This window comes from Methylotenera sp. N17 (assembly GCF_000799155.1).
Taxonomy (GTDB): domain Bacteria; phylum Pseudomonadota; class Gammaproteobacteria; order Burkholderiales; family Methylophilaceae; genus Methylophilus.
Map to the genome: position 1 here is coordinate 2,162,531 of NZ_JUGE01000001.1, position 26,060 is coordinate 2,188,590.

Annotated in this window: 35 protein-coding genes; 3 read left to right on the forward strand and 32 right to left on the reverse strand. The window is 46.7% G+C overall.

All coding sequences use genetic code 11. From position 1 onward, the window contains the following. Window positions 1-11: 11 nt before the first annotated feature. From FG11_RS10260 to FG11_RS10370, 23 genes are all read right to left on the reverse strand, one after another. Complete coding sequence (locus FG11_RS10260) at window positions 12-533, reverse strand: methylated-DNA--[protein]-cysteine S-methyltransferase (RefSeq protein ID WP_020182984.1); 522 nt, start codon at window positions 531-533, stop codon at window positions 12-14. A gap of 95 nt (window positions 534-628) precedes the next feature. After that, window positions 629-1,015, reverse strand: a complete 387-nt coding sequence (gene rplS, locus FG11_RS10265) for a 50S ribosomal protein L19 (RefSeq protein WP_020182985.1) — start codon at window positions 1,013-1,015, stop codon at window positions 629-631. Between the two features lie 16 nt (window positions 1,016-1,031). Then, window positions 1,032-1,790: a tRNA (guanosine(37)-N1)-methyltransferase TrmD gene (trmD, locus tag FG11_RS10270; RefSeq protein ID WP_047536104.1), complete on the reverse strand. Its 759-nt coding sequence runs from the start codon at window positions 1,788-1,790 to the stop codon at window positions 1,032-1,034. A 27-nt stretch (window positions 1,791-1,817) separates the two neighbouring features. Beyond that, window positions 1,818-2,321: a ribosome maturation factor RimM gene (gene rimM, locus FG11_RS10275; RefSeq protein WP_047534881.1), complete on the reverse strand. Its 504-nt coding sequence runs from the start codon at window positions 2,319-2,321 to the stop codon at window positions 1,818-1,820. 56 nt (window positions 2,322-2,377) lie between these two features. Next, on the reverse strand, window positions 2,378-2,842 hold the full coding sequence (gene rpsP / locus FG11_RS10280) for a 30S ribosomal protein S16 (RefSeq protein ID WP_020182988.1): 465 nt from the start codon (window positions 2,840-2,842) through the stop codon (window positions 2,378-2,380). A 115-nt stretch (window positions 2,843-2,957) separates the two neighbouring features. Further along, the gene (locus FG11_RS10285; RefSeq protein WP_052185023.1) at window positions 2,958-3,587 is read right to left on the reverse strand and encodes a helix-turn-helix domain-containing protein; all 630 of its coding nucleotides are present in this window, start codon (window positions 3,585-3,587) and stop codon (window positions 2,958-2,960) included. 185 nt (window positions 3,588-3,772) lie between these two features. Beyond that, window positions 3,773-4,462: a 7-cyano-7-deazaguanine synthase QueC gene (gene queC, locus FG11_RS10290; RefSeq protein WP_047534884.1), complete on the reverse strand. Its 690-nt coding sequence runs from the start codon at window positions 4,460-4,462 to the stop codon at window positions 3,773-3,775. Beyond that, on the reverse strand, window positions 4,459-5,097 hold the full coding sequence (queE, locus tag FG11_RS10295) for a 7-carboxy-7-deazaguanine synthase QueE (protein WP_047534886.1): 639 nt from the start codon (window positions 5,095-5,097) through the stop codon (window positions 4,459-4,461). Before queE ends, queC begins: the two co-directional genes overlap by 4 nt. A gap of 101 nt (window positions 5,098-5,198) precedes the next feature. Then, a complete protein-coding gene (locus tag FG11_RS10300; protein WP_020182992.1) occupies window positions 5,199-6,008 on the reverse strand; it encodes a YbgF trimerization domain-containing protein in 810 nt (269 codons plus the stop codon). A 1-nt stretch (window position 6,009) separates the two neighbouring features. Next, complete coding sequence (gene pal / locus FG11_RS10305; protein ID WP_020182993.1) at window positions 6,010-6,564, reverse strand: peptidoglycan-associated lipoprotein Pal; 555 nt, start codon at window positions 6,562-6,564, stop codon at window positions 6,010-6,012. Window positions 6,565-6,623: 59 nt separating this feature from the next. Next, the gene (gene tolB / locus FG11_RS10310) at window positions 6,624-7,919 is read right to left on the reverse strand and encodes a Tol-Pal system beta propeller repeat protein TolB (RefSeq protein WP_020182994.1); all 1,296 of its coding nucleotides are present in this window, start codon (window positions 7,917-7,919) and stop codon (window positions 6,624-6,626) included. A gap of 123 nt (window positions 7,920-8,042) precedes the next feature. Further along, window positions 8,043-8,861: an energy transducer TonB gene (locus tag FG11_RS10315; protein WP_047534888.1), complete on the reverse strand. Its 819-nt coding sequence runs from the start codon at window positions 8,859-8,861 to the stop codon at window positions 8,043-8,045. 25 nt (window positions 8,862-8,886) lie between these two features. Continuing rightward, the gene (locus FG11_RS10320; protein ID WP_025224994.1) at window positions 8,887-9,279 is read right to left on the reverse strand and encodes a biopolymer transporter ExbD; all 393 of its coding nucleotides are present in this window, start codon (window positions 9,277-9,279) and stop codon (window positions 8,887-8,889) included. Between the two features lie 148 nt (window positions 9,280-9,427). Then, window positions 9,428-10,102, reverse strand: coding sequence for a protein TolQ (gene tolQ, locus FG11_RS10325; protein WP_020182997.1), 675 nt, complete (start codon window positions 10,100-10,102; stop codon window positions 9,428-9,430). After that, on the reverse strand, window positions 10,099-10,527 hold the full coding sequence (gene ybgC, locus FG11_RS10330; RefSeq protein ID WP_025224995.1) for a tol-pal system-associated acyl-CoA thioesterase: 429 nt from the start codon (window positions 10,525-10,527) through the stop codon (window positions 10,099-10,101). The genes tolQ and ybgC overlap by 4 nt, the downstream gene beginning before the upstream one ends. Next, window positions 10,515-11,552, reverse strand: a complete 1,038-nt coding sequence (gene ruvB, locus FG11_RS10335; protein ID WP_020182999.1) for a Holliday junction branch migration DNA helicase RuvB — start codon at window positions 11,550-11,552, stop codon at window positions 10,515-10,517. The genes ybgC and ruvB overlap by 13 nt, the downstream gene beginning before the upstream one ends. Then, on the reverse strand, window positions 11,539-12,420 hold the full coding sequence (locus FG11_RS10340; RefSeq protein WP_047534891.1) for a DUF4349 domain-containing protein: 882 nt from the start codon (window positions 12,418-12,420) through the stop codon (window positions 11,539-11,541). Before FG11_RS10340 ends, ruvB begins: the two co-directional genes overlap by 14 nt. Before the next feature lie 9 nt (window positions 12,421-12,429). Beyond that, the gene (gene ruvA, locus FG11_RS10345; RefSeq protein WP_020183001.1) at window positions 12,430-13,005 is read right to left on the reverse strand and encodes a Holliday junction branch migration protein RuvA; all 576 of its coding nucleotides are present in this window, start codon (window positions 13,003-13,005) and stop codon (window positions 12,430-12,432) included. Continuing rightward, window positions 13,002-13,565, reverse strand: a complete 564-nt coding sequence (gene ruvC / locus FG11_RS10350) for a crossover junction endodeoxyribonuclease RuvC (RefSeq protein ID WP_088177905.1) — start codon at window positions 13,563-13,565, stop codon at window positions 13,002-13,004. The genes ruvA and ruvC overlap by 4 nt, the downstream gene beginning before the upstream one ends. A gap of 9 nt (window positions 13,566-13,574) precedes the next feature. Beyond that, window positions 13,575-14,300 carry a YebC/PmpR family DNA-binding transcriptional regulator gene (locus tag FG11_RS10355; protein ID WP_047534895.1) on the reverse strand — a complete coding sequence of 242 codons (726 nt, stop codon included), beginning with the start codon at window positions 14,298-14,300 and terminating at the stop codon, window positions 13,575-13,577. 78 nt (window positions 14,301-14,378) lie between these two features. Next, a complete protein-coding gene (locus tag FG11_RS10360) occupies window positions 14,379-15,299 on the reverse strand; it encodes a DMT family transporter (protein WP_020183004.1) in 921 nt (306 codons plus the stop codon). A 36-nt stretch (window positions 15,300-15,335) separates the two neighbouring features. Beyond that, window positions 15,336-15,713 carry a YybH family protein gene (locus FG11_RS10365; protein WP_047534898.1) on the reverse strand — a complete coding sequence of 126 codons (378 nt, stop codon included), beginning with the start codon at window positions 15,711-15,713 and terminating at the stop codon, window positions 15,336-15,338. A gap of 38 nt (window positions 15,714-15,751) precedes the next feature. Beyond that, window positions 15,752-16,255 carry a MarR family winged helix-turn-helix transcriptional regulator gene (locus FG11_RS10370; protein WP_026361825.1) on the reverse strand — a complete coding sequence of 168 codons (504 nt, stop codon included), beginning with the start codon at window positions 16,253-16,255 and terminating at the stop codon, window positions 15,752-15,754. 121 nt (window positions 16,256-16,376) lie between these two features. Here FG11_RS10370 and FG11_RS10375 point away from each other — a divergent pair, with 121 nt between their 5' ends. After that, the gene (locus FG11_RS10375) at window positions 16,377-16,811 is read left to right on the forward strand and encodes a CBS domain-containing protein (RefSeq protein ID WP_020183007.1); all 435 of its coding nucleotides are present in this window, start codon (window positions 16,377-16,379) and stop codon (window positions 16,809-16,811) included. Between the two features lie 151 nt (window positions 16,812-16,962). Further along, window positions 16,963-17,034 (forward strand): pyrroloquinoline quinone precursor peptide PqqA, encoded by a 72-nt coding sequence (pqqA, locus tag FG11_RS13495; protein ID WP_019899917.1) that lies wholly within the window; start codon window positions 16,963-16,965, stop codon window positions 17,032-17,034. 66 nt (window positions 17,035-17,100) lie between these two features. Here pqqA and FG11_RS10380 read toward each other — a convergent pair whose 3' ends face one another. From FG11_RS10380 to FG11_RS10410, 7 genes are all read right to left on the reverse strand, one after another. Then, window positions 17,101-17,520 (reverse strand): secondary thiamine-phosphate synthase enzyme YjbQ, encoded by a 420-nt coding sequence (locus FG11_RS10380; protein ID WP_020183008.1) that lies wholly within the window; start codon window positions 17,518-17,520, stop codon window positions 17,101-17,103. Window positions 17,521-17,619: 99 nt separating this feature from the next. Beyond that, window positions 17,620-18,423 carry a quinoprotein dehydrogenase-associated SoxYZ-like carrier gene (locus FG11_RS10385; RefSeq protein ID WP_025225000.1) on the reverse strand — a complete coding sequence of 268 codons (804 nt, stop codon included), beginning with the start codon at window positions 18,421-18,423 and terminating at the stop codon, window positions 17,620-17,622. Window positions 18,424-18,568: 145 nt separating this feature from the next. Then, complete coding sequence (locus FG11_RS10390; protein WP_025225001.1) at window positions 18,569-19,000, reverse strand: VOC family protein; 432 nt, start codon at window positions 18,998-19,000, stop codon at window positions 18,569-18,571. Between the two features lie 69 nt (window positions 19,001-19,069). Further along, window positions 19,070-19,597, reverse strand: coding sequence for an adenine phosphoribosyltransferase (locus tag FG11_RS10395; protein WP_025225002.1), 528 nt, complete (start codon window positions 19,595-19,597; stop codon window positions 19,070-19,072). Between the two features lie 124 nt (window positions 19,598-19,721). Further along, window positions 19,722-21,509, reverse strand: a complete 1,788-nt coding sequence (gene aspS, locus FG11_RS10400) for an aspartate--tRNA ligase (protein WP_020183012.1) — start codon at window positions 21,507-21,509, stop codon at window positions 19,722-19,724. A 23-nt stretch (window positions 21,510-21,532) separates the two neighbouring features. Next, entirely contained in the window at window positions 21,533-22,156 is a 624-nt protein-coding gene (locus FG11_RS10405; protein ID WP_025225003.1) for a DUF502 domain-containing protein, read from the reverse strand. Window positions 22,157-22,168: 12 nt separating this feature from the next. Next, a complete protein-coding gene (locus tag FG11_RS10410; RefSeq protein WP_020183014.1) occupies window positions 22,169-22,441 on the reverse strand; it encodes an FmdB family zinc ribbon protein in 273 nt (90 codons plus the stop codon). Between the two features lie 204 nt (window positions 22,442-22,645). On the opposite strand from FG11_RS10410, the gene FG11_RS13315 reads away from it, so the two are divergent. Then, window positions 22,646-24,079 carry a FecR family protein gene (locus FG11_RS13315; protein ID WP_052185024.1) on the forward strand — a complete coding sequence of 478 codons (1,434 nt, stop codon included), beginning with the start codon at window positions 22,646-22,648 and terminating at the stop codon, window positions 24,077-24,079. Window positions 24,080-24,134: 55 nt separating this feature from the next. Here the strand turns inward: FG11_RS13315 and FG11_RS10420 are convergent, their stop codons facing one another. Both FG11_RS10420 and FG11_RS10425 read right to left on the reverse strand, forming a co-directional pair. Beyond that, a complete protein-coding gene (locus tag FG11_RS10420; RefSeq protein ID WP_020183016.1) occupies window positions 24,135-24,626 on the reverse strand; it encodes a single-stranded DNA-binding protein in 492 nt (163 codons plus the stop codon). Continuing rightward, window positions 24,626-26,020 carry an MFS transporter gene (locus FG11_RS10425; protein ID WP_025225005.1) on the reverse strand — a complete coding sequence of 465 codons (1,395 nt, stop codon included), beginning with the start codon at window positions 26,018-26,020 and terminating at the stop codon, window positions 24,626-24,628. Before FG11_RS10425 ends, FG11_RS10420 begins: the two co-directional genes overlap by 1 nt. Window positions 26,021-26,060: the final 40 nt, after the last annotated feature.

A 26,060-nucleotide genomic window follows, 5' to 3' on the forward strand; every position in this document is an offset into this window, starting at 1 on the left:
CACACACTCTATCAGGCAAATTGACGCTGCGTCTTTAATGCGCCTTTGTAATTGATGGCGCCTTCGTGCCGAAGCAGCCATTTTTTGACTTTAAGCCCATGGTCCATTCCCCGCATAAAGCCACCCAAACCAGTTTTGGCTACTACGCGATGGCAAGGCACCACCAAGGGCAAATGATTTGCGCCACAGGCATTGGCGACTGCACGTGGCCCGGAGCCCAACTGCTCTGCCAGCTCACCATAGGTACGGGTTTGACCGCTAGGAATTGCGCTGATCATGCCCCAGACTTTACGCTGAAATGGCGTGCCCTTAAACACCAATGGCAAATTGAAGTTGGCGTTGGGGTTATCCAGATACGCTTCTATTTGCAAAGCAATTTGAATTGCAATTTTTGAAGGCTCTGCTTTAACGCTGGCTGATTCATTTAAAAAATCGATATTGACTTGCATACCGTGAGAATAAATACCGATAGAGCCAAAAGGGGCGGTGACTACCAAATCATATTCTTTTAGTAATTTTGATTGTTTTTGCATTGTAATAATTTAACTTAATCAATTACTTTAATGCAAATAAAAAAAGCCTTGAAACTAAAAAGTTTCAAGGCTTTTAATTGATACTCACAAAAAGATTAACTTTCTGCTGTAATCTCTTTCTCACGCGCTACTAATTTCTCTTTAATACGTGCAGATTTACCTGAACGCTCACGCAAGTAGTACAACTTAGCACGACGTACATCACCACGGCGTTTTAGCTCGATAGATGCAATCAATGGTGAGTAAGTTTGGAATGTACGCTCAACACCTTCGCCAGAAGAGATTTTACGCACGATGAATGATGAGTTTAAGCCTTTGTTGCGTTTTGCAATCACAACGCCTTCATAAGCCTGCACACGTTTACGTGTACCTTCAACTACGTTTACACCGACTACCACTGTATCGCCAGGGGCGAAATCAGGAATCGTTTTGTTTAAACGAGCAATTTCTTCTTGCTCTAACATTTTAATAATGTCTGCCACTTGTAGCTCCTTTTAATTATGAAGATGCTTGTTCCTGCTCACTATCTATTGCTTGTAGCAGCCGTGCTTCTTCTTTCGTCAACGACCTTGCGGCCAATAAATCCGGGCGTTTAGCCCTTGTTAGCAATAACGATTGTGCTAATCGCCATTCTCTAATCTTTGCATGGTTACCTGACATTAACACCTCAGGCACCGTTAAACCTTCATATTGCTCAGGACGCGTATAGTGCGGAAAATCCAGTAAGCCATTCACAAACGAATCTTCCACGGCTGAATCGGCATCGCCCAATGCGCCTGGCAACTGCCGAATCACTGCATCCAACAACACCATGGCGGGCAACTCACCACCACTTAACACATAATCACCGATGGAGATTTCTTCATCCACCTGCGTATCCAGCAAACGCTGATCTACACCTTCATAACGACTTGCCAGTATCACCAAACCCTTAAGCTGGCTCAACTGCATGACTTTTTCATGCATCAACGGCTTGCCTCTGGGCGACATGTGCACCACATGTGGCTGCACACCATTCGCGGCTAACCGCTGCTTAGCCGCGGCAATCGCTTTGGCTAACGGCTCTGCTAACATCACCATACCGGGTCCACCGCCATAGGGCCGGTCATCTACCGTTTTGTGATTATCCGAGGTAAATTCTCTAGGATTCGTCACTTGTATTTGATACAACGCACGGCTTAACGCACGTGAGGTAATGCCATGCTGCGTCAACGCATTGAACATCTCGGGAAACAAACTAATTACTTCTACTTGCATGGCTTGTTTCAACCTAGTCAATGATGTTTAAAAATCTGCGTCCCAATCGACCAACATCGTTTTTGCCACAACATCTACCGCGATGACCACTTGGTCAATAAAAGGAATCAAACGCTCAATATTGCCGTTTTCTTTTCCAGTTTTAACCACGAGCACATCATTCGCGCCCGTTTCAAACACATCTGTCACATAACCAAAATCAATATCCTGTTGGTTTTTGACTGCCAGTCCAATCAAGTCAGACCAGTAATATTCATTGTCATCAGGCACTGGCAGCGCATCTCGCGGCACTGCCACTTGCAAACCTTTACAAGCAAATGCCTGATCTCTATCGTCAACACCAGCTAACTTTACGACCAATACATCGTTATGAATTTTTGCTTGCTCAACAACGACTTCACGCCAATTGTCCTGCTTGCCAATCCACCACCCATCATAGTCAAAGAGACCATCCAAGACTTCTGTATCGGGTAGCACTTTAAGCCAACCATAAACGCCATAGGGCGCAACTATGCGCCCCATCACCACCATACTACTCAACGTGTACTCTCATCAGCATTCCCTCGACTATTAACGAGGGAGTGACTTTATTCAGCGTCAGCAGCTGGTGCTTCTTCAACAGCCGGTGCAGCTGCTGCGGCCGCTTCAGCTGCGGCTTTTTCAGCTTCTGCCGCTGCTTTGGCATCAGCCTCTGCTTTAGCTGCATCTGCTGCTGCTTTGATTTTAGCCGCTTCTGCTTCTACTGCTTTTACCTTAGCTGCTTCTAATTTAGCAGCATCTTTAGCTTTAGCAGCAATCATTGCCTCTGGGCCTTTAGCGTGGAATTTCACCAAGCGAGCCACTGTATCTGACAATTGCGCACCATTGCTTGTCCAATGATTTACGCGTGCTTCATCAATACGCAAACCTTCAGCGCTTGCACGTGCTGATGGATTGTAAAAACCTACGCGCTCGATAAAGCGACCATCACGGCGATTGCGTGAATCGGCTACAACCACATTGTAGAAAGGGTTCTTTTTAGAGCCACCACGTGATAAACGAATAACGACCATAATCTTGTTCTCTATAAAATTAATTCTGTGCAGAAAGGCGCGGATTATACGTTATTTAGTAGATAGGTTGCAAGTAATTTATTTTACTTTGCGTATAACGGTAAATGACCGACCTTTAACGATTTCTGCGGTATTCCAACGCCAGACTAACTAGCTCGTGCTGTTTATGTACGCCCATTTTTTTGTAAATATTTTTCATGTATTGGCGTACCGTTTCAATCCCAATCCCCATCAGCTCGGCTACGTCCTTTAAGTCGCGGCCTTCGCTCAGCAAGGACACACACTGCACCTCTCTGGGCGACAGCCGATACTCGTCTTTCAAACGATCCGCCCAGAACTCTTGATTCAGGTTTAAATCTTTAATCAAAATCAAGACATGATGCCCATGTCTACGCTCTTGATCGTTCTTGCTCATCTTGCTAATGGTTAAGCTAATGGGGCGCACATAATCATTGCGATGTACATACACGTTAAATACGTTGCAAGCGCCTTGCTGCTCTTTAATTGCAGCGTCTACCGCATCTTGCAAGCGCTTATTATCTGCCGCCAAGTCGGCCACCAGCTGACTATCTTTAAGTTTAAGGCCGCGATCTGCAGCCAAGATAGATTCTGCGGCTTTTGACGAAAACACCACTTCACCTCGGCTAGAAACGATAAGCATGGCCTGCCCAAGCTGCTCAAGCCCCTGCTCTAACAGTTTTGCCTGCCACAGCTGCTGGTTCGCACTTTCAAGAGTTGCTGACATATCGCATCAATACTTTCTATCGTTTGTCTGGTGATTGATTTTTATGATGATTGCCGATAATGATGATATCCCAATGACAGAGGATAAGCACGCAACGCACTGAATCTCTGCTATCGACAACAGTTGCGAATTATTCATCAATCCCACCACAGACAATATCCCCCAAATAAGGGAGGCATTACGGCTTACGGGTTTAGATATAAAGTAGGGTCAGCCAAACCAGCACCTTCAAAGCCTGCGCTGCGCAAGCGACAAGAGTCGCACTGCCCACAGGCGCGCCCTAGCGCATCCGCCTGATAACAGGACACAGTGATGCCGTAGTCCACACCCAATGAGGTTCCCAACGCGATGATTTGTGACTTAGTTAAATCAATTAGTGGCGCATGGATGGTGATGCGATGACCCTCCACCGCACTTTTGGTCGCCAGATTGGCCATGGCTTGAAACGCATGCACATATTCGCCGCGACAATCTGGGTAGCCGGAATAATCCAATGCATTCACGCCAATAAAAATGTCTTGAGACTGCAACACTTCAGCCCACGCTAAGGCCAACGACAACATAATGGTGTTGCGGGCAGGTACATAGGTGACTGGAATGCCTTCCGTCGGTGTCTGCGGCACATCGATGCTATTGTCAGTGAGCGCTGAGCCTCCGAACAAACTTAAATCCAGTTGCGCCGTTTTGTGGCTACATGCGCCCAGCGCCTGCGCTACGCGGTTAGCGGCATTGAGCTCGGCAATATGGCGCTGATGATAGTCTAAACTGAGGCAATAACACTCAAAGCCTTGAGATTTAGCAATGGCCAAACATGTGGCAGAGTCCAATCCGCCGGACAATAGCACTACTGCTTTTTTGGTCGAGTTCTGCATCATACGCCCGGTTTCTCACCCCATAGTACTTTGTGCAGTTGCACTTGCATACGCACGGGCAGACGATCTTCTAACACCCAACCTGCCAACTCTGTTGCCGCTAACTCATGGTAGCTAGGAGAAAATAGAATTGGGCACTTTTCGTTTAACTTTAACTCTTGTACCTTTTGCTTGGCCCAATCGTAATCGGCGCGGTTGCACAGCACAAACTTGACTTCATCCGCAGCTTTTAAATAGGCTAAATTGCCCCAGCGATTATTTTCAGACTCATTGGATGCTGGTGTTTTGATATCTAAAATAACAGAAACGCGTGGATCCACCACTGAAATATCCATCGCACCGCCCGTTTCGATGGAGACGCTATAGCCTGCATCACATAAAGCCTGCAGCAAATCTCGACATTCTTTCTGCGCAAGCGGCTCACCGCCGGTAACCGTCACATAGTGCGCGCCGAAACTTGCCACCTGCTGCATAATATCGGCAATTTCCATATTGCTGCCACCGTTAAAAGCATAGGCAGTATCGCAATAGGTGCAGCGCATAGGACAACCAGTCAACCGCACAAATACAGTGGGTAAGCCGATGCGAGAAGTTTCGCCTTGCAAGGAGTGGAAAATTTCGTATATTTTTAATGCCATGACTATGAGACGCCGGAAATAATAATGCCAACTGTGAAGTTGGCATTATTTTACCGCAAAAAAGTACTTTTAAATGAAGGTTTTAGCTACAGCCATATAGACTACTTCAACGCCTCTAATGCTTTTAAGCGTTTTTGCGCTGTTGGCGTCACATCCGCATTCGGATGCTTAGCAATCAGGTCCTTTAACGTTTTTTTGGCATTCGTCACCTGACCCAGTTGAATTTGGCTATTGGCTACGTTGTACATTGCATCTGCCACTTTAGGGTGGTCTGCATGGCCATCAATCAGCTTCTGCTGCGTTGCGATAGATGACTTGTAGTTTTTAAGCGCAAATTGCGCATAACCCATGCCATATAGCGCATCAGGCACTAGCTTGCTTGTAGGATAGTCTTTTAGAAACGCATCATAAGCTGCAAACGCTTCTTTATGCTTACCTGCTTTTGCCAGTGCATCGGCTTCAGCATAAGGTTTAGCATCTTTATCTTCTACCACTTGTACTGGTGCTGGCTCAGGCTGTGAAGCCTGTACCGGGCCTGCTTCGATTCTACGCAGACGTGTGTCTGTATCTGCGTATAAATCTTTTTGACGCTGCTGAGCGGCTTCTAGATTATGTGAAGCCAGCTCCAAATCACCTCTCAGTTGTGCAACCTCTTGCTTCAAGAACTCGATTTGGTTTTGCATATCTGCCAAACCTTGGCCTTGAATCACAGCCTCAATAGCCGCCAAACGCTTTTCAATGGCGGCTTGTGATTTTTTAAGCTCAGCAATCCCTGCCTGGCTTTTAGCTTCTACATCTAGAATTTTCTTGCGAGCCTCAGTGTCATCAAACAAAGCTGCATGACTTGCTAGAGAAACCCCTAGCAAGCCAGTTGCCAATGCAGTGGCTAAGATGCGGTGCATCCATTGCATCTTATTCACCTTGGTATACAACATCTACGCGACGATTTTGTTGGAAGCAATCTTCATCAGCACAATTCACATTGGCTTTTTCTTCGCCATAGCTCACTGTTTCGATTTGTGTGTCTTGCACGCCTAATAGGTTCAAAGCTTTTTTCACAGATACTGAACGACGTTGACCTAAAGACAAGTTGTATTCACGTGTACCACGTTCATCCGTATTGCCTTGTAAAATTACTTTGGCATCTTGATGTGATTTCAAATACTGTGCGTGCGCTTCAACAATCGGTCTGAACTCTGCTTTGACAGCATCACTATTGTAATCAAAGTAGATATTGCGTTTTGACAAGATATTGTTTGGATCACGTAATGGATTATTAGCATCATTATTCGCGTTGCCATCGATATTGACTTCTTTAATGCCATTTGCATCTGAATCATTACCAGTTGGCGCCGTTGTATTTGCACCTGAGCTCTTATCTTCTACTTTAGCTGGCGTCACTGGTGCACTTTTACACGCTACCAAAAATACTGCCATTGCTACGGTCATCCATAATTTGTTATTCATCTTTATTTCTCCTCTTTGTGTTGTTAACGATTATTTCAAAAAACTTAAATTGATCAAACTTATTTTGCAAGGGGCGCCCATGCTGGCTCTCTGACATCCCCAGTAGATTCACTTAGGCGCTGGCGCACTTTTCCATCTGAAGAAACTGCAGCCAACGTACCTCTTCCACGCACTTTGGTGGCATATAAAATCACACGGCCATTGGGTGAAAAACTTGGCGACTCGTCTTGTGCACCTTCACTCAGCAATTGCACTTGTCCTGAGCTTAAATCTTGTAACGCTACTTTAAACCTACCACCGTCGTTGCGAATATACGCCAAATAACGGCCATCCGGGGAAAAATGCGGGCTGAGATTGTATGCGCCGTCGAAGGTAACACGGGTTGCATCGCCACCACCACTAGCCACTTTGTAGATTTGTGGTTTACCGCCACGGTCCGAGCTAAAGTATATAAACTTACCATCTGGCGAGAACGCAGGCTCGGTATCAATTGCATTGCTTTTGGTCACCTGTCTCAAATCACCACCATCGGCATCTATGGTATAAATTTGTGAGTTTGCGCCATACGTCAGCACAATTGCCAGCCTACTGCCGTCAGGCGACCATGCGGGCGCACTGTTATTACCCTTATAGTTCGCAATAATTTTACGGTCACCTGTGGTAAGTGATTGTACATAGACAATCGGTTTTTTCTTTTCAAATGACACATAAGCCATTTTGGTGCCATCTGGTGACCAAGCTGGAGAAATAATTGGCTCATTTGAAGACACCACATTTTGTGCGTTATAGCCATCGGCATCAGACACTTGTAGCGTATAACGCTTGCCTATCTTATTGATATAAGCAATACGGCTGCCAAACACGCCACGCTCGCCAGTTAACTTCTCATAAATCGCATCGGCAATTTTATGCGCCGTTGCTCTGATTTGCGTAGGGGCAATTTGATAATCCATGCCAATCAACTGATTTTGCTTGAGTACATCCATTAATTGAAATGTCACTTTAAGACGACCACCGCCCAGACTCTCTACATGTCCCACCGTCATCGCTTGTGCTTGCAAGGCATTCCACTCTGCATATTTGATTTGTGAAGCGGCTGTGGGCAAATTGGCCATGCCGCGTGTATCTAACACACGAAACAAACCACTGCGCTTCAAATCCGCTGCGATAATTTCATGAAGACTGTCTTTGGAAGGAATACCCGCCGGCTCTGCAAATGGCAAAATCGCCACCGGGATTTGCTGCGCACCACCCCCGCTGATTTCGATTTCTAATGCTGCATTTGCTTGAAGACTTGTAAAGACGCTGGCGACTAAAAAAACCAGCCCGAGCATGTGTTTATTGAATACTGTCATGGCTAATTGGCTACAACTTGTTTAAAAAGTTCCGTCAAATTTTAATGCAATTTAGTTTTGATAGGCTTTTAATTACACTTTGTTACAACTGTTACATTTAAGAAACATGCCGCAGGCAGGGAATTATTCGCCATTGGGCTTAAATTTAAGCTTCAAATTTCTAAACTGCGCCTTGGCCGCAGTATCCTCTGGCAGCGGGAACGGTTCGGAAGCGATAATCGCCCGCTCTACCGCTTCATCACAAGTGGCATTACCGCTTGACTTCACTAGCTTGGGTGTCCCCGATAGCTCGCCCGTAGGCAGCACACCAATATCAAATCGCAACTCCGGATTGCCATCACCACACAACGTTTTATTAACGTTGCCGCGAATTTTGGCTTTGATTTTCTCGGTGTATTCACCAATCACAATGGGGCTGACACTGCTGGCTTGCTTTGCAGCAGAAGGCTTATCGTCTCGCATTAAGGCTTGCAAGTCTTTTAGCTTTTTTTGTTCGGCCTGTTCCGCAGTTTTTTCCTGACGCAACTCTTCTTCACGCATCTCTTTTTTCAGTTTCTCAATCTCAGCTTTTTTCTTCTCTTCTTTCTTTTCTTCTAAGAGTTTTTTCTGTTCGGCTGCTTTTTTCTTTTGCTCCAACTCTATATCCACTTTGGGTGGCTGAGGCTCTGGCTTCTCTTGTACAGGCTCAGGTTTGGGTTCAGGCTTGGGTTCTGGTTTTGGCACTTCCTGCACAATAGGTTTGGGTGGCTCTTTAATTTCTACCGGCTTAGGTACACTCTTGTTTGGCAACTGCTCCCAAAGCTCTACCTCAGTGATGTTCATAGGCGGATGTGCAGCCTTCCAGTTAATGGACAGCACCATGGCCACAAACAGCACGCCGTGCACGGCAAATGCCAGCAGGCCTGCTTTCCATGAAACATCGCTTTCGTGCTTTCTAATCATGTGCGTACTTTGCCAATCCTATCTATCACGTTGCTGGCTTGAACAACAAACCCACTTTTTCCACCTTGGCTTGTTTGAGCAAGTCCATAATGGCAATCACTTTGCCGTAAGGTGTTTTTTCGTCCGCCGCCACGACTACGGCACGTGGTGATTTTTGTAATTGCTGCTTGATTTCCACCAGCAATGCATCACGCTCTAGTCGTCTGCCTTCCACTTCGGCACCGCCATCTTTTCGTACTGTGACAATAATCGGCGCGCCTGTTTGTTTGAGTGATTGGCCTACTTTAGGCAACTCTACAACGCCAGGATTCGTCATGGGCGCAGTGACCATAAAGATGACCAATAGCACCAGCGTTACATCAATATAGGGCACCACATTGATTTGGTTCATCATCCGACGTTTACGGGTTCTGCTCATGGCAACTCCTCTTTATTCCATCTATTAAAGATTGTGCGAAAGGATGCTAGCGTTAGGCGTGCGCTGCACAAAAACCGCGGGCAGTACATGAAGTACGGCAAGGTTTTGATCACAGCGCACAACAGCGCGATACATGCTTGCAGCCAATCTAAATTCTGCGTTGCAGAATATTGGTAAACTCTTCCATAAAGCTTTCATAACGTACCGATAAACGATCGACGCTAGAAGCAAAACGGTTGTAAGCAATCACTGCCGGAATCGCAGCAAACAAGCCAATGGCTGTCGCCACCAGCGCTTCTGCAATGCCAGGTGCCACTTGGCTCAATGTCGCTTGCGCCACGTTGGATAAGCCACGGAACGCATTCATGATGCCCCACACCGTGCCGAACAAACCAATGTAAGGACTCACTGACCCAACCGAAGCCAAGAAGGGCAAATGCGCATCCAAGTTGTCCAGCTCGCGGTTGTACGCTGCGCGCATGGCACGGCGGGTACCTTCCATCACATCGCTCACTTCCATGCGGCCCTGTTGTTTATGACGCACAAACTCTTTAAACCCAGCCTCAAAAATACTGGCCATGCCTTGCGATTTACGACGCCCTGTACTCAAGCCATCGTATAGTTTATTTAAATCACCACCAGACCAAAATGACGCTTCAAACTGCTCTGCATCCTTAGACGCATTTTTAATGGTGAATACTTTGATGAAGATGTACCACCACGAAAATAATGAGGTGATGAGCAAAATAATCATGACAATTTGCACAGGCAAACTTGCGCCTGAGACCAAAGAAAAAAACGACATGTCATTGGCTACATTCATTGTGACTCCATGCTTTGTTTAATAGGGGCAGGTATGCCCATCGGTTTAAAAGTAGTTGCATTGACACAAGCAATTTTGACGTCAGCTTCAATCAAAATATCTTGTGCATGTGTTTCTGGGTGGGGCCTGAGTATAGTTTGACGACATTCAAAACTACCACGCCCTAATACCAGCAATTGATTGCTGACGATTAACGCATCATCGAATCTTGCCGGTTTTTTAAATTGAATTTGCATACTATGCACTACAAATAAGATATTTAAATCATCTCTTAAATGTGTTTGATGAAAACCCAAATACCGTAACCATTCGGTACGTGCACGCTCCATAAAGTTCAAATACTGGCTGTGATACACCACGCCACCAGCATCGGTATCTTCATAGTAAACGCGTACCGGCCAATTGAATATACTTATTGCTGCCAAAGCTCTCCACTCGCTAAGTTGGTTGGTACAGGTAGGCCAAAATGCTGATAGGCTAGGCTGGTCGCTACGCGTCCACGTGGTGTACGCATGAGATACCCTTGTTGAATTAAATAGGGCTCCAGCACATCTTCGATAGTGTCTCGCTCTTCGCCAATCGCTGCAGCTAAATTATCCAACCCCACCGGGCCGCCGCCAAACTTTTCTAGCACGGCCTGCAACAGCTTTCTGTCCATCACATCAAAGCCCAGCTTATCTACATCCAGCATTTTCAATGCCGCATCTGCAATATCACTGGTCACAATACCATCTGATTTTACTTGCGCGTAGTCGCGTACGCGACGCAATAAGCGATTGGCAATGCGCGGTGTGCCTCGTGAGCGGCGTGCAATTTCAAAGGCGCCGGCTTCTTGCATGTTCACCGCTAACAAATTGGCTGAGCGATGCACGATTTTCGCGAGTTCTTCATTGGTGTAAAACTCTAGCCGCGCCACAATACCAAAACGATCACGCAAAGGATTGGTCAACATACCGGCTCTCGTGGTTGCACCGACTAAAGTAAACGGCGGCAGGTCTAAGCGCACACTGCGTGCAGCAGGACCTTCACCAATCATAATATCCAAACGATAGTCTTCCATCGCCGGATATAAAATCTCTTCTACCACCGGGCTTAAGCGATGAATCTCATCAATAAACAGCACATCGTTGGGCTCAAGATTCGTCAGTAACGCTGCTAAATCGCCTGCCCGTTCTAACACCGGGCCTGATGTTTGCCGCATGTTCACGCCCATCTCTTTAGCAATAATATGGGCAAGCGTGGTTTTACCCAAGCCTGGCGGACCAAACAATAATACGTGGTCTAAAGGCTCACTGCGACCACGTGCCGCGTTGATAAAAATCTCTAACTGGCCACGCGCTTTTTCTTGCCCCACATACTCGTCCAGCACCTTGGGGCGCAAGGCGCGCTCTAAGGCTTCTTCTTGCGGACTCGCTGTATCTGGGGCGATGAGGCGATCAGTTTCTATCATTGCGTAGTAGCTTTACTTTCACTTTTTTCCACAGCTTCACAATCAGCAACAATAATGGAATCCCAATAATCAACCAAGGCAGCGCGCTCATCACAAAGGTAATCAATGCCGCCAAGCTCTCCATCATGACACGTCCGGCATCTTTTAGTGCGCGTGCTACTGGAGAGAAAAATCCTTGTTCTGTAATGCCTTGCTTGGCAGAAAAATCAATATTTACCGCGACTAAATCTGTTTCTAAACTCAGCACCTTGCGGATACTCATGATGCTATCCAACTGGCTTTGCGTATTCGCCAGCTCGCGCTCTACGTCAATAATATCTTTAAACTTGGCGGATTTGTCACCGAGCATTTGGCGCAAACGGTCACGCAATTCCGTGAGATTTTTAATGCGCGCATCGGCATCCACCACTTGATTGGTTTTATCTTCCGCATCGCGTGCGTGTTGAATAATGTCACCACTTTTTTCCAAACCGCTCAAAAACACTTCTACATTCCGTGGTGGTAAACGCACGCTTAATGAAGCAGATGGCGGGTTGTAAGGCGTTTCTTTATTAAAATTGGCGCTCAGTACTTGGCAACTCAAGGCTTCGCAATGCTTCAATGCAGCATCAAACCCTGCTTGCAACGTATTCGCGGGCAACTCCACATTTAAATGATGACGCAACGCGATGTATTTTCTTGCCTGTTGTTGCCCGGCTGTCGGTTCGCTCAACTCCGTCATGCTTTGCTCAGCGCCGCCTAGCACGCTATCTGCCGCCATTTTGGCCATAGGTGCTGCTGCACGCGCCATATCGGGCTCGCTCGCAGCCCGCTCTTGTCCACAGGCCACCAGCAACACGCTACATATCAATATCCATATTGTTTTCATCGATATCCTTTATTTGGAAAGGCTTTTCAGCGCTTGTTTGATACCATCCGTCACGGTCACTTCTTTATCCAGCAGTTTGACGGCGGCCGACGCTTCGCGTTCATTGTAGCCTAAAGCCACCAATGCATTGAGTACATCATGCGCAGCAGACTTAGGTTGCGCTTGTATCGTGACCGATCCAATGACGTTAAATTTATCTTTCAGCTCAAGCAGCAAACGCTCGGCCGTTTTTTTACCAATCCCAGGAATACGCGTAAGCATCCCCACCTCTTGCTGACTGACTGCGGTAACCAGATCATCGATACTCACGCCACTTAAAATTGACAAAGCGGACTTTGCCCCAATGCCGTTGACTTTAAGCAATTGTTTGAACGTATTTTTTTCTTGCTCACTACCAAACCCGTATAACAGTTGTGCGTCTTCGCGCACCACAAAATGGGTGAGCAATTGTACTTTTTGTCCTAGCTCAGGCAGGTTATAAAAAGTGCTCATGGGCACTTCCACCTCATAGCCTACGCCTTGGCAATCCACAATCACGAAAGGTGGCGATTTTTCAATCAATATCCCGCTTAGTCTTGCAATCATACCAACCTTCCATTTTTTACTCTAAAGCCTGCCGTGGCTAATTTACCTAAGCCTTGACCACCATGCGCATGACAAATCGCACAGGCCAACGCATCGGCGGAATCAGGGCTGGGTGTGGCAGGTAAATTTAACAATCGTTTCACCATTTCTTGCACTTGCTCTTTTTGCGCATGGCCATTACCCACCACCGATTGCTTGACCTGCAACGCAGTATATTCTGCCACGATTAGATTTCGGATAACCGCGGCGCTGATGGCAGCACCACGCGCCTGCCCCAATAACAAAGTAGATTGTGGATTGACATTGACGAAGACTTTTTCAACGGCAACTTGTGTCGGATGGTATGTATCAATCACCTCAAACAGCCCCTCTAAAATTACTTTTAAACGGGCGGGCAGCTCCTCACGGTCATCTTCACCTTCCACTGGATTCTTTTTGGCCGAAGCTGTTTTAATGACACCACTAGTGACGTAGCTGAGTTTATTATCTTGCGACTCTATCACCCCAAAACCAGTGATGCGCAGACCGGGGTCAATGCCTAATATTCGAATGGAATTCAATTGGCCGTTTTATTCTTCAATAATCGCCGTCGTGTACACGTCTTGTACGTCGTCTAAATCTTCCAGCATATCCAATATTTTTTGCATTTTAACCGCGTCATCACCAGTGAATACAGTTTCCATCGTAGGTTTCATGGTGACTTCTGCCATGGCAGGTTTCAAGCCTGCGGCTTCTAACGCTTCTTTTACTGTCAAAAAGTCCGCCGGTGGGGTAATCACTTCGATACTGCCATCTTCATCGGTAACAATATCTTCTGCCCCTGCTTCTAAAGCGACTTCCATCACGGCATCTTCGCTTACACCAGGCTCGAACACGATCTGACCACAGTGTTTAAATAGAAAAGCCACGCTACCATCCGTACCTAAATTGCCACCATGTTTGGTGAGGGCGTGGCGTACATCCATCACCGCGCGTTGTTTGTTATCGGTTAAGCAGTCGATAATAATGGCCGCGCCATTGATGCCATAGCCTTCATAACGAATCTCTTCGTAATTCACGCCTTCTAACTCACCCGTGCCTTTTTTAATGGCGCGCGTGATGTTGTCGGAAGGCATGTTCTCTTCTTTGGCTTCTGCCACCGCGGCACGTAGGCGCGGATTCATGGCGGTATCGCCTCCGCCCAGACGAGCAGAGACGGTAATTTCTTTGATAAGTTTGGTGAAAATTTTACCGCGTTTGGCGTCTTGACGTCCCTTGCGGTGTTGAATGTTTGCCCATTTACTGTGACCTGCCATGCTCTATTTCCTCGGATAGCTAACTTATCCCAGTATTTTATCATAGGCTTGCGCATGCCTCAGTGTTTGGCAAAATCTCTAAAGCTCTTGCCCTTCGGCGCAATCGACTGGCTTATGTTTACGCATGGTGATCACAGATATTTGCACCAAGGCCAGCGAAATGAGCAGCATACCAATCAGCTCATAGCTATTCGGCACTTCGTTTAGCTGTATCCATGCCGCAATCACACCAATGACTGGTGCGAGCATACTCGTCATACTAGCCACGCCAGCTGGCAGTATTTGTAATGCATATAGCCATAATAGCCATGCCAAGGCGCCACTTAAAAATACATTAAACAGCACTGAGCCAATCAAATAACCAGTCCATTGAATAGGTGCCGCCGGTACCAAAAAAGCGATCAACACCATGGGGATAGACCCCAACAACATTGGCCAGGCAGTTAAATTGAGTAAGTCCAACTCCGGGCTACGGCGATGCAATTTTTTTGAAATAATGGCAGATAACGCCCACGATACCCCTGAGAAAATGGCCAAAAACATACTGAAGCCATCGGCTTTGATATGCAATGGATCAAAAATCAGCACCATGCCAAACACCGCTGAAATGACGGCTAACCACTGCCAACCTTGTACTTTTTCACCCAACATGGGCCAAGCAAATAGCATCACCCAAAACGGCATGGTATAGGTGAGCACTGCAGTTTTTCCAGCGCCGCCTTCTACCAATGCCCACAGCAACACACCGGTAAAGCCCACCGTTTGCAACAGGCCTAGCACCAGCATGGTGGGGAACTCTTTCAACCCCATCGGACGTTTGGTTAAATAGATCACGACAAATAGCACAATGGCCCCAAAAAACGTACGCATGGCAGCAAATTGAAAAGGCCCCGCATATTGCAAGGCGCTCTTCATCACTACCCAGTTGTAACCCCAAATTAAGGTGAGCACAATCAGTGCAATCATGGCGCTAATATTTTGTTTGGTGCTATTCTCCATTGAATGTCCAATCATTAAGTACTACAACATGTCCGGTTAATTCCAGATATGGGTCACTGCTTTCCAACCACCATCACTTTGTTTCCGGTATACCAAATGCACATTGCCGCCAAATGTTTGTTTAGTGCCATCTGCATTGAACATTGCCGCCGCCCAATTGCCACGTTGATACGCAAGGTTTCCATCGGCAACCGCTTCTGTCAATGTCAGCTGATGTTCAACGACCCCTGCCTGAATCAGCCCGTCAAAAAATACTTGAATCGCCTGCGCACCATCCACTGGTGCACCGGCTGGCGCTGGCATCACTGTTGCATTGACATCATAAAGCCTGCCGATTTCAGCTGCGTTTTTGGCATTAAACGCCTGATCAAATTGCGCATTGATAGCTTGAATTTCTGCTTGAATAGTTTGCATTATGTTTCCTTTACTTTCATTGAGTTAGAACGGTTCATTTAAATCAGTGCTGGAATCCCCAGTTGGATCAAACCTAATATATTGTTTAATTCTTCACGCTTAGTGGCATCTAGCCCCTGCATGCATTGCCTCAACCGGCGATAGTAATCCGGCATCACCACATCTAGTTTGGCTTGGCCTGCATCGGTTAATCGAATAATCACACTGCGTCGGTCTGCTTTATCGAACACCCTGACCACCAAACCGCCTTGTTCTAAGCTATCAATCAGGCCAGTCATTGTGGCGCGCGTGACACCCGTTTTCTCAGCCAAGATGGAGGGTGTGGACGATACGTTTTCTTCTCGCATCAACAAAATAAGCACCCACCAGCGCCCTTGCAACAAATCATGTTTGCTTAGGCAGGCATCTAATGCCAACGATAGTTCGGTAGCCACCCGCAGCAGATTTAGAAAGCTGGCAATCGCCGTCACATCCGCATCTGGATAGCGCTCGGCGAATTTTTCCAAGACTTCTGGGGTAGGGAGATCTCTAAGTTGTAGCATGATTAGCATCATTATAGTTAGCTTCCTAACTATGTCAAGTGCAATATTTTTAATGGCGGGATATTGGCTAAAATTTTTATCGGAGTATATTTAAATGTGCGCACTCGCTGGGGGAGACATCATGAAAACACTCAAACAAATTTTGAATGAAAAAAAGCATCAAGAAGTGATTAGTATTGCACCCAACCGCCCGGTATTTGATGCATTGGTGATTTTGGCAGAATACAAAATTGGCGCACTCGCTGTCATCGATGAAGGTCAATTGGTCGGCATTTTCTCGGAGCGTGATTACGCACGTGAAGTGGTGCTCAAAGGCCGCTCCTCCAGAACTACACTGATTAACGAGGTCATGACCGCCAAAGTCATTTCCGCCAGCCCGCAAGATTTAGTGGACAGTGCCATGCAAACCATGAGCGATAGACGCATTCGCCACTTGCCGATTGTGGAAAACGGTACGATTTTGGGCATGCTGTCGGTAGGAGACTTGTTGAAGGAAACCATTGCTTACCAACAAGGCCTGATCGAACAATTGGAAAATTATATTCAAGGTAATTAGGTGGATACGGCTGCATCCTTAGCCAGTGCTCATGATTTACATGATAGCTTTATCATGAATGGCGTCTGTTTGGCAGTACACGAACGCTGCATAATGCTTCACACGGACATGCATTTGCAGCCGTGAATGTTAATCAAATAAGGAGACTATTATGTGGACAGCACCAGCAGCTACTGAAATGCGTTTTGGCTTTGAAGTCACTATGTACGTAATGAACAAATAATTTTGTTCATACTAAAAAAGGGAGCATTGCTCCCTTTTTTATTGGCATATTTGTAATAAAACTTAACTACTCACCAATGATTTTAATCAATACGCGCTTGTTACGCCTGCCGTCAAACTCACCGTAAAAAATCTGCTCCCACGGCCCAAAATCTAACTTACCTTCAGTCACCGCCACCATGACTTCACGCCCCATGATTTGGCGCTTGATATGCGCATCTGCGTTATCCTCACCGGTGTCGTTATGGCGATAACCACTAACCGGCTCATGCGGCGCAAGTTTCTCTAGCCACACCTTGTAATCGTGGTGCAAGCCGCGCTCGTCGTCATTAATAAATACACTGGCAGAAATATGCATGGCATTAATCAAGGCTAAGCCTTCTTTGATGCCACTTTCTCGCAAACAGGCTTCTACATCAGCCGTAATATTTTTAAAATCCATGCGTGCTGGAATATTAAACCATAGCTCCTTACGATAACTTTTCATTTTTCATCTCCTCCAAAGTTTTATTTATTCTAGCACTCAACACCATAAAAAAAGGCCTCCGTAGAGGCCTGAATGACACGTTTGTATCACCCTTTTCTTCTATCCCTTGACATCGATGGCTTGAGAAAACACCTTACCCTCATTATCGGTCGCCACCACTTCTAACTTGCCAGGCGCATCTGGCGTAAATTTAAATTTCATATAGGGATTCTCACTGGTACCCACACCTACATCTACCGTCATCACTGGTTTACCATTGTAAGTAAATGCGGTTTTATTGATATAAAAGGCTGGCACAAAACCTTGTGATACCAAATCACGCTGCAAACCAGTACGCATCACATGGCGAATATTAAATACGGCTTGGTTGGGACTACCAAACTGCACAGGGCTTTCTACGTTCATTTTGATTTTACCGGCTTCTGCGCGTACAGCAGCTTCGTCATTGTCCACAGTGCCACCACATCCACCAGCTGCACGAATCTCACGCTTGGCCATATACAACTTACCATCTGCCGTCTCACCCACTAAGCGGACATACGAATCGGTTTCCATACGGATACGTGTTTCCATGATGAAATTACCCAACAGATCGGTGAGATGGTAAGTCGAGGCTAATTGAATTGGGTTTGCATCCACCAACACGTAGATTTTCTTAATATCCACGCCATTGGCAGCCGCTTTGTCGTAGCTAAATGTCACTGGCACTTGCGCACCACTTTCGGCGCGGCGCGGCGCATCTATCTTAATAAAATCGACCTCTTGAATATCGCGTTTGGCAAAGAACGCCTCTTTTACCACAGACCATAATTTAGGGTCCGCTTCAGCATGCGCAATGCCCGTCATACCGGCCAGCACACTAGCAGATATTGCTGTCACAATCCATAATCGATTTAGCTTCATACACTACCCCTGTTTCACTTTTGTCTATGTTCTTATGCTGTAACGTATCTTAAAAACTGCTCAAATATTATGTTAGATAACGTGATGCTATTTTAGTTTATCGCCACATGAAGTCTGTGACCGGCATCACACTGCGGCCTACACATTACACAGGTGCGTTAGGATCACCGGAAGGACGCATCACATAGTTAGGATCAGCATACTCCTCAAAGTTTAACTCCACACCATTACCTGCCGGGTCTTTCAAGTTGATTTGCTTGGTACCGCTGGCGAGCGTTCTGCTGGTATAAGGCACATTGTGTGCTGTTAAATGCGCTTCCATTGCTGGCATATCGGTGCAAGTAAATGACACATGGTCATAAGTGCCATGCACATGTAGTACTGGCGCCGTTGGCGTTTTATATTCAGCCAGATGCACCACGTCATTATTACCAACACACAGCCAGTAACCATAAGTAGTACTGGCGACGCGCTTGCCTACCGTAAGCCCGATAATGTCACAGTAAAAGTCTTTTAACTTGTGCATGGTCTCGCGGTCAGAGCGAAAATTCACATGATTGATTTCGGTCACTGGCATATTCTTATCCGATGATGATTAAAAGTACTGCGAAAGTGCTGCATAAGCCCAGCAGTATAGTATAAACAATTACTCGCCTTCAAATTGACATAGCGCAAATGTTGGTAAGCCCAAGTGCTGCAATCGTTGCATACCACCTAAATCAGGTAAATCGATCACGAATGCGCATCCAGCGATGATGCCACCCAACTGATCGATTAAGCTGACTGCGGCCATGGCAGTGCCACCTGTCGCAATCAAATCATCCACTAGCAGAACGCTTTCACCGGCCACTATTGCATCCTGATGTATCTCCATCACATCACTGCCGTACTCCAGTGCATATTCCTGCTGAAAGGTTTGTCCAGGCAACTTGCCTGATTTTCTAATCGGCACAAACCCTACACCCAATTTGTAAGCCACCGCGGCACCAATCACAAAACCACGCGCTTCTATCCCAACAATTTTATCAATTTTTTGATGAGCATAATGCCCTGCAAGGCCATCTACCAACAGCTGCAAACCCTTTGGGTCTTTCAGCAGGGTAGTAATGTCGCGAAACATGATGCCCTGTTTAGGGTAATGGGGGATAGTGCGGATTAATGACTTGAGATGCATGAGCAGTCTACAAACGCGTCACTTTGCAAAGAAAAACGCGCTGCATCGGGAAGACGCAAGCGCGAATACATGACCAACTAATACAACAAATGCCTGCCACAAAATCTGTGCAAGCAAGCACATATTAAGCCGCCGTGTTTTGGGTGCGAACGCGAATATGCAGCTCCCTTAATTGTTTCTCATCCACTTCATTTGGCGCATTGGTCATTAAACACTGTGCACGTTGTGTTTTTGGGAAAGCAATTACATCACGGATAGACTCGGCGCCAGCCATCAACGTCACTAAACGGTCCAAGCCAAATGCTAAGCCACCATGTGGAGGTGCACCATATTGCAAGGCATCCAGCAAGAAGCCGAACTTCTCTTGCGCTTCTTCTTTGCTGATTTTCAATGCATCAAATACTTTGGATTGCACGTCTGATTTGTGAATACGCACAGAACCGCCGCCCACTTCCCAGCCATTGAGTACCATGTCGTACGCTTTTGACAGTGCCGCACCCGGGTTAGAAACGAGCAAGTCTTCGTGACCATCTTTAGGTGCAGTGAACGGGTGATGCAAGGCCACCCAGCGGTCATTTTCTTCATCGTGTTCGAACATAGGGAAATCCACCACCCACAATGGCGCCCAAGCACGACCATCGACGTGACCTTTATCGTGGCCGACTTTTAAGCGCAATGCGCCTAATGCTTCGTTCACGACTTTCAATTTGTCAGCACCAAAGAATACGATGTCACCGTTCTGTGCACCTGTGCGCTCAATGATGGCTTGCAAAGCATTCACATGAATGTTTTTGACGATAGGGCTTTGTAAACCTTCCTCGTTCAATTTGGTAATGTCATTAATCTTGATGTACGCCAAGCCTTTAGCGCCGTAGATTTTGACAAATTCAGTATACGCATCGATTTCAGAACGGCTAATGGCAGCGCCGTTTGGCACGCGCAGAGCGGCAACACGGCCACCCGCCATGTTGGCAGCGCCCGCAAACACTTTAAAGTCCACGTCTTTCATCACATCTGAAAGCTCGGTAATTTCTAAGGTCACGCGCATATCTGGCTTGTCTGAGCCGTAACGGTTCATGGCCTCCGCGAAGCTCATGCGTGGGAACGCAGCAGGCAAATCGACATTTTGAATTTTCTTGAGCATGCGACGGATCATCTCTTCGACGATGTCCATGATGTCGTTTTCTTCTAAGAAAGAAGTCTCGATATCCACTTGCGTAAATTCTGGCTGACGATCAGCACGTAAGTCTTCATCGCGGAAACATTTGGTGATTTGGAAATAGCGATCAAAACCAGACACCATCAATAATTGTTTAAACAATTGCGGTGATTGCGGCAATGCAAAGAACTGGCCATGATGCACACGCGAAGGCACCAAATAATCACGCGCGCCTTCTGGCGTTGAGCGCGTTAACATCGGTGTTTCTACTTCAATAAAGCCATTTTCGTCTAAGTAATCACGCAGATTTTTAGCCACTTTGTAACGCAGCATTAAATTCTTTTGCATGGCGGGGCGACGTAAATCAATATAACGATGCTCTAAACGCACAGTCTCTGTGAGGTTGTCGTCGTCCAGCATAAACGGTGGTGTGAGGGATGGATTGAGGATTTCAATCTCGGTCGCCAACATTTCCACCTCACCGGTTGGAATATTCGGATTCACGGTGCCTTCTGGGCGTGCGCGTACTTTACATACCACTTTGAGCACAAACTCATTGCGTACCGTTTCTGCTGCTGCAAACGCTTCTTTGGTATCTGGGTCAATCACAATCTGCGCCATGCCTTCACGGTCGCGCAAATCAATAAAAATCACACCCCCGTGATCGCGGCGGCGATGCGCCCAACCACAAAGGGTAACAGTTTGACCAATATGTTCGCGGTTTAAGTGCCCGCAGTAATGTGTACGCATCATAGTTCTTCGTTAATGTAATTAAGTTAATCTGTATAGTCGGTTAAAATTTTTGGCGGTACTTCGTTAGGGGCAACAACCCCCATCGAAATAATATATTTAAGCGCTTGATCTACGCTCATATCAAGCTCAATGACGTCTGATTTTGGCATCATTAAAAAGAAACCGGAAGTTGGGTTAGGCGTAGTGGGCACGTATACGCTGACATACTCACCGTGCAAATGGTTAACTACATCGCCACTGGGGGTACCCGTTAAAAACGCGATGGTCCAACTGCCTTGGCGTGGGTATTGCACTAATAAGGCTTTACGGAAGGCATTGCCAGAATCTGAAAACAAGGTATCGGACACTTGTTTAACGCTAGAGTAAATGGATTTGACCACTGGCACGCGTGAGAGCAAGCCCTCCCACAACGCAATCAACTGCTGCCCGAAAATATTGGTGGCAATTAAGCCGGTCACAAAAATCGTCACCAAGGTCAGCACTACACCAAAGCCAGGTATATCCTGCCCTAAGAACTCTTTTGGGCGCCAAGCGGCGGGTAATAGCAGCAAGCTTTGGTCTAAGGTATTAATTAAAGTGGCCAGCACCCATACCGTGATAATCAACGGCACCAAGACGAGCAAACCTGTGAAGAAGTATTTTTTAATCATAAACAGACCCTAATGGCAGGCGCAACCTGGATTACATGCGGCTGGCTTGGATTCACTTTCTGTTGGTGTTGACTCTGGAGACTTGGTCGATCCGTTATTTTTATTTTTAAAATCAGTGGCATACCATCCGCTACCAGTGAGCTGAAAACTTGGTGCGGATAATTGTTTGGAAAATGCCAAGGTTTGACATTGCGGGCAACTCTCAACGCTAGGTGCACTGACTTTGCGCATCACTTCTTGTTTAAAACCACAACTTGTACATTGATAATCGTAAATCGGCATATGGATGACTATTTATTTTAAAAGATGAATAGATTCGGTGTATTAAAATCAACAAGAGCGCTATTATAACTGATGTTAAGTAATTGTTTCATTGATAATTATTTTATGTTTTATTGATAATTATTTTTAAAGCGTAGTCATGCTTGAAGTGAGGACACGTCGATGAAAAGCCTTCAGCACGCTCTTACTGACATTGGATGGTTAATGATTGCCTTAATGCTGCCACCGCTGGCAGAGGCGCAGTCCGCAGGCACTATTTTGTTTAAAAGCGGCAATGCCATCATCACGCGCGCCGATCAATCTGTGCACCCCATTTTTCAGCACGATGCCGTACTTAATGGCGACACCATAGACACTAAAGATGGACGCGTACAAATCGGGTTTATTGATGGCGGAAAAATTTCACTACAGCCCGAAACCATCTATAAAATCAATCAATACAGCTTCTCTGGCGCACAAGACGGTACAGAGTACGCCTTTACCGAGCTAATTAAAGGCGGGTTGCGCGCAGTCAGTGGATTGATTGGCCATCAAACACCTGACCGCTATCAACTTGCTACGCCAGTGGCCACCATCGGCATCCGCGGCACGCAATTCACTGCAATATTTCTGGGCAATAAGCTTGTCATGACCACCCAACAAGGCAGTGTAGATGTATGCAATGCTGGCGGCTGCCGCAATGCTATTGCAGGGCAATCCATCAGCACATCAAGCAAACAAAGCCAGCCACAGCATACGCATGAGACGGCCAACATTAGCACCGCACCACCTTCAGTCAGCAAACCCGTGTATGTACAAGCCGAGCACTTAGGTAAAGACAGGATCAGTGCCGTGGTCACGGACAGCGTGATGCAAGCCTCGCTCACCGACCTTTCTGGCACCGGCAATAATCCACCAGGCACACCGCCAGATCCGAATGCGCCAACCACCAACACTCAAACGGATATTTTGCTTAGCGGCATTATGCAGCAGGGAGCAGTTAACTACGCCTTGCTGGATGGCACACTTGCCAGCAACGCCAACAACAATCTCAGCCGTTACCAAACGCAAGACATAGACTTACAATTGATTGCAGCCAATCTTAATGACTTTTATAGCGATGCCTTTGTCAGCATGGGACAAGTCAGGGGCAGCATCAACAATCAGAATGTAGGATTGCTCAGCTATATTGCTGGTGACGCAACACAGCCCGCAAACCTGTTGCAGCTCGCTAATCTGAACACACCTCTGCAATACAACGTACTGGCCTCTACCGCGCCAGTACTAGGCAATCAAGGCCGAACAGTTGCTATAGGCACTGCTAATACGGTGACCGGAAGCTTGAGCGTTAACTTTGCTACCTATGCTTATAGTTACGGCCTTAACATTCCGCTCGGCCCACTCACTTACACACTAGCAGGCAACAATACCTTGACGGCAGGATCGGCCGAATTCGCTAACAATGGCTCCATCACTTCAAACTTCAACAATATTGGCTGTATTGCCGGCTGCAATGGCGTGATGCGAGACGCCAGCGGTAATCTGGCCACCATTGTCGGGAGGTTCATTGGACCTGCTGCCGAGCGGGCAGGCATTCAATATGGGTTTAATATCGGCCAGACACATGCACTGACGGGCAGCATTGTGCTTGGCAGGTAGCCTCCAACAAAAAGCCCACAACATGTGTGGGCTTTTATTCATACACGCTATCCAATCAAAACGGGATATCGTCATCAAAGTCATCAAAATTGCTACCACCCGCTGGCTTTGCTGCAGGCGCTTGTGCAGGTGCGCTGGCTCTTGGCGGTGCTTGGCTGTAGTCCTCTGGTCCTGAGCCTTGTCCCATATCACCATCATAGCTGGCACTGCCGCCATCACGGCCACTGCCCAGCATTTGCATTTGGTCTGCCACGATTTCAGTGGTGTAGCGTGTCACGCCATCTTTTTCCCATTTACGCGTTTGCAAACGGCCTTCGACATACACAGGGCGACCTTTTTTCAAATACTCACCCGCAATTTCAGCCAAACGACGGTACATGACAATATTGTGCCATTCCGTTTTTTCTTGTTTTACGCCGGATTTATCTTTCCAATTATCCGTAGTGGCAATACTAAAGTTAGCTACCGCTTCACCATTCGGCATGTAGCGCACTTCCGGATCGCGCCCTAAGTTACCCACCAAAATTACTTTATTGACTGATGCCATTATTTGCTCCCTATCAGTTTTAATATCGTTTGTTCTGTCTCTATTTGCGTTGCTTCTGGCAATTGATTATTCAATTTCACAATCAACATGTGCTCTTGCGCAATAGCAACCGCTTCATGCACACCGGCGAGCACAGCCACTTGCTGCTGCAAACTGCTCGCCTGTGCGCCGTCAAATCCTTGCATATGATACATCTTTGTCTTCACGCTGAGGGGTGTTTTCATGCCAAGTGCTAATAGAAACCAAATCATCATCAGCGCCGCGCAAAACAAAAACACAGCAGCATAATCAAAGCGATGCGATAAATAACCGCCCACCGTTGCCCCTAAAAACATGCCAAATGACTGGGCCGTATTATGCACCCCCATTGCCGTACCTTTGGCCGCAGCCGGTGCCATCTTTGAAATGAGTGAAGGCAGTGAGGCTTCTAAAATATTGAATGCGACAAAGTACACCACCAATGAAGTCACAATGCCCCAAAAGTGGTGAATGTTGTAGGCAAAAATCAATTGTGCCGCAAACATCAAGCCAACCGCAGCAATAAACACCGGTTTAAGCTTGGCCTTTTTCTCTGCATAAATAATGGCTGGCACCATCAGCAGAAACGAGAGCATCAATACTGGCAAGTACACCTGCCAATGTAAGTTCTCACTCATGCCGCTCGTCTCTTTTAACGCGAATGGCACCACAATAAACATCGCCATTTGCGCGCCATGCAGACAAAACGTACCAAAATTCAAGCGCAGCAATTGGCTGTCTTTCAGCACATCTTTCATCAGGCTAGGCGCCGCTTGTGCATCTGAGTGAAACCCGCTGTGCAACGGCGTGGGCACTGCATATTTGACCACCAAAATTGCCAGTAAAGAAAGAACACCCGTCATCCAGAAAATACCCGGAACGCCAATCCATTGATTGAAAATAGGCCCGGCTACCAGCGACACTGCAAACGTCAAACCGATCGTGGCGCCTATCATGGCCATGGCTTTGGTACGGTGCTCTTCACGCGTGGAGTCTGCCACCAGCGCTGTCACCACAGCGGAAATAGCACCCGCACCCTGAATGGCACGCCCAAGAATCACGCCATAAATAGTGTGTGAAAGCGCGGCAACCACGCTACCCACTGCAAATAAAATCAGGCCAACATAAATTAAACGTTTGCGACCAAAACGATCTGAAGCCATGCCGAAAGGCAATTGCAATAGCACTTGCATCAAACCATAGGCACCCAGCGCTAAACCGATAAGTGTGTGGTTACTACCACCCTCTAATTTTTCTGCGTAAATGGCAAAAATGGGCAAAATCAAAAACATGCCCAACATACGTAAACCGTAAATGGAAGCCAAACTGACTGTCGCGCGAAGTTCTGTGCGCGTCATTTTTTCTGAAAACTGCATTAATATTTGGAAGTCTTTCGAATAATTGCGTATATTATCA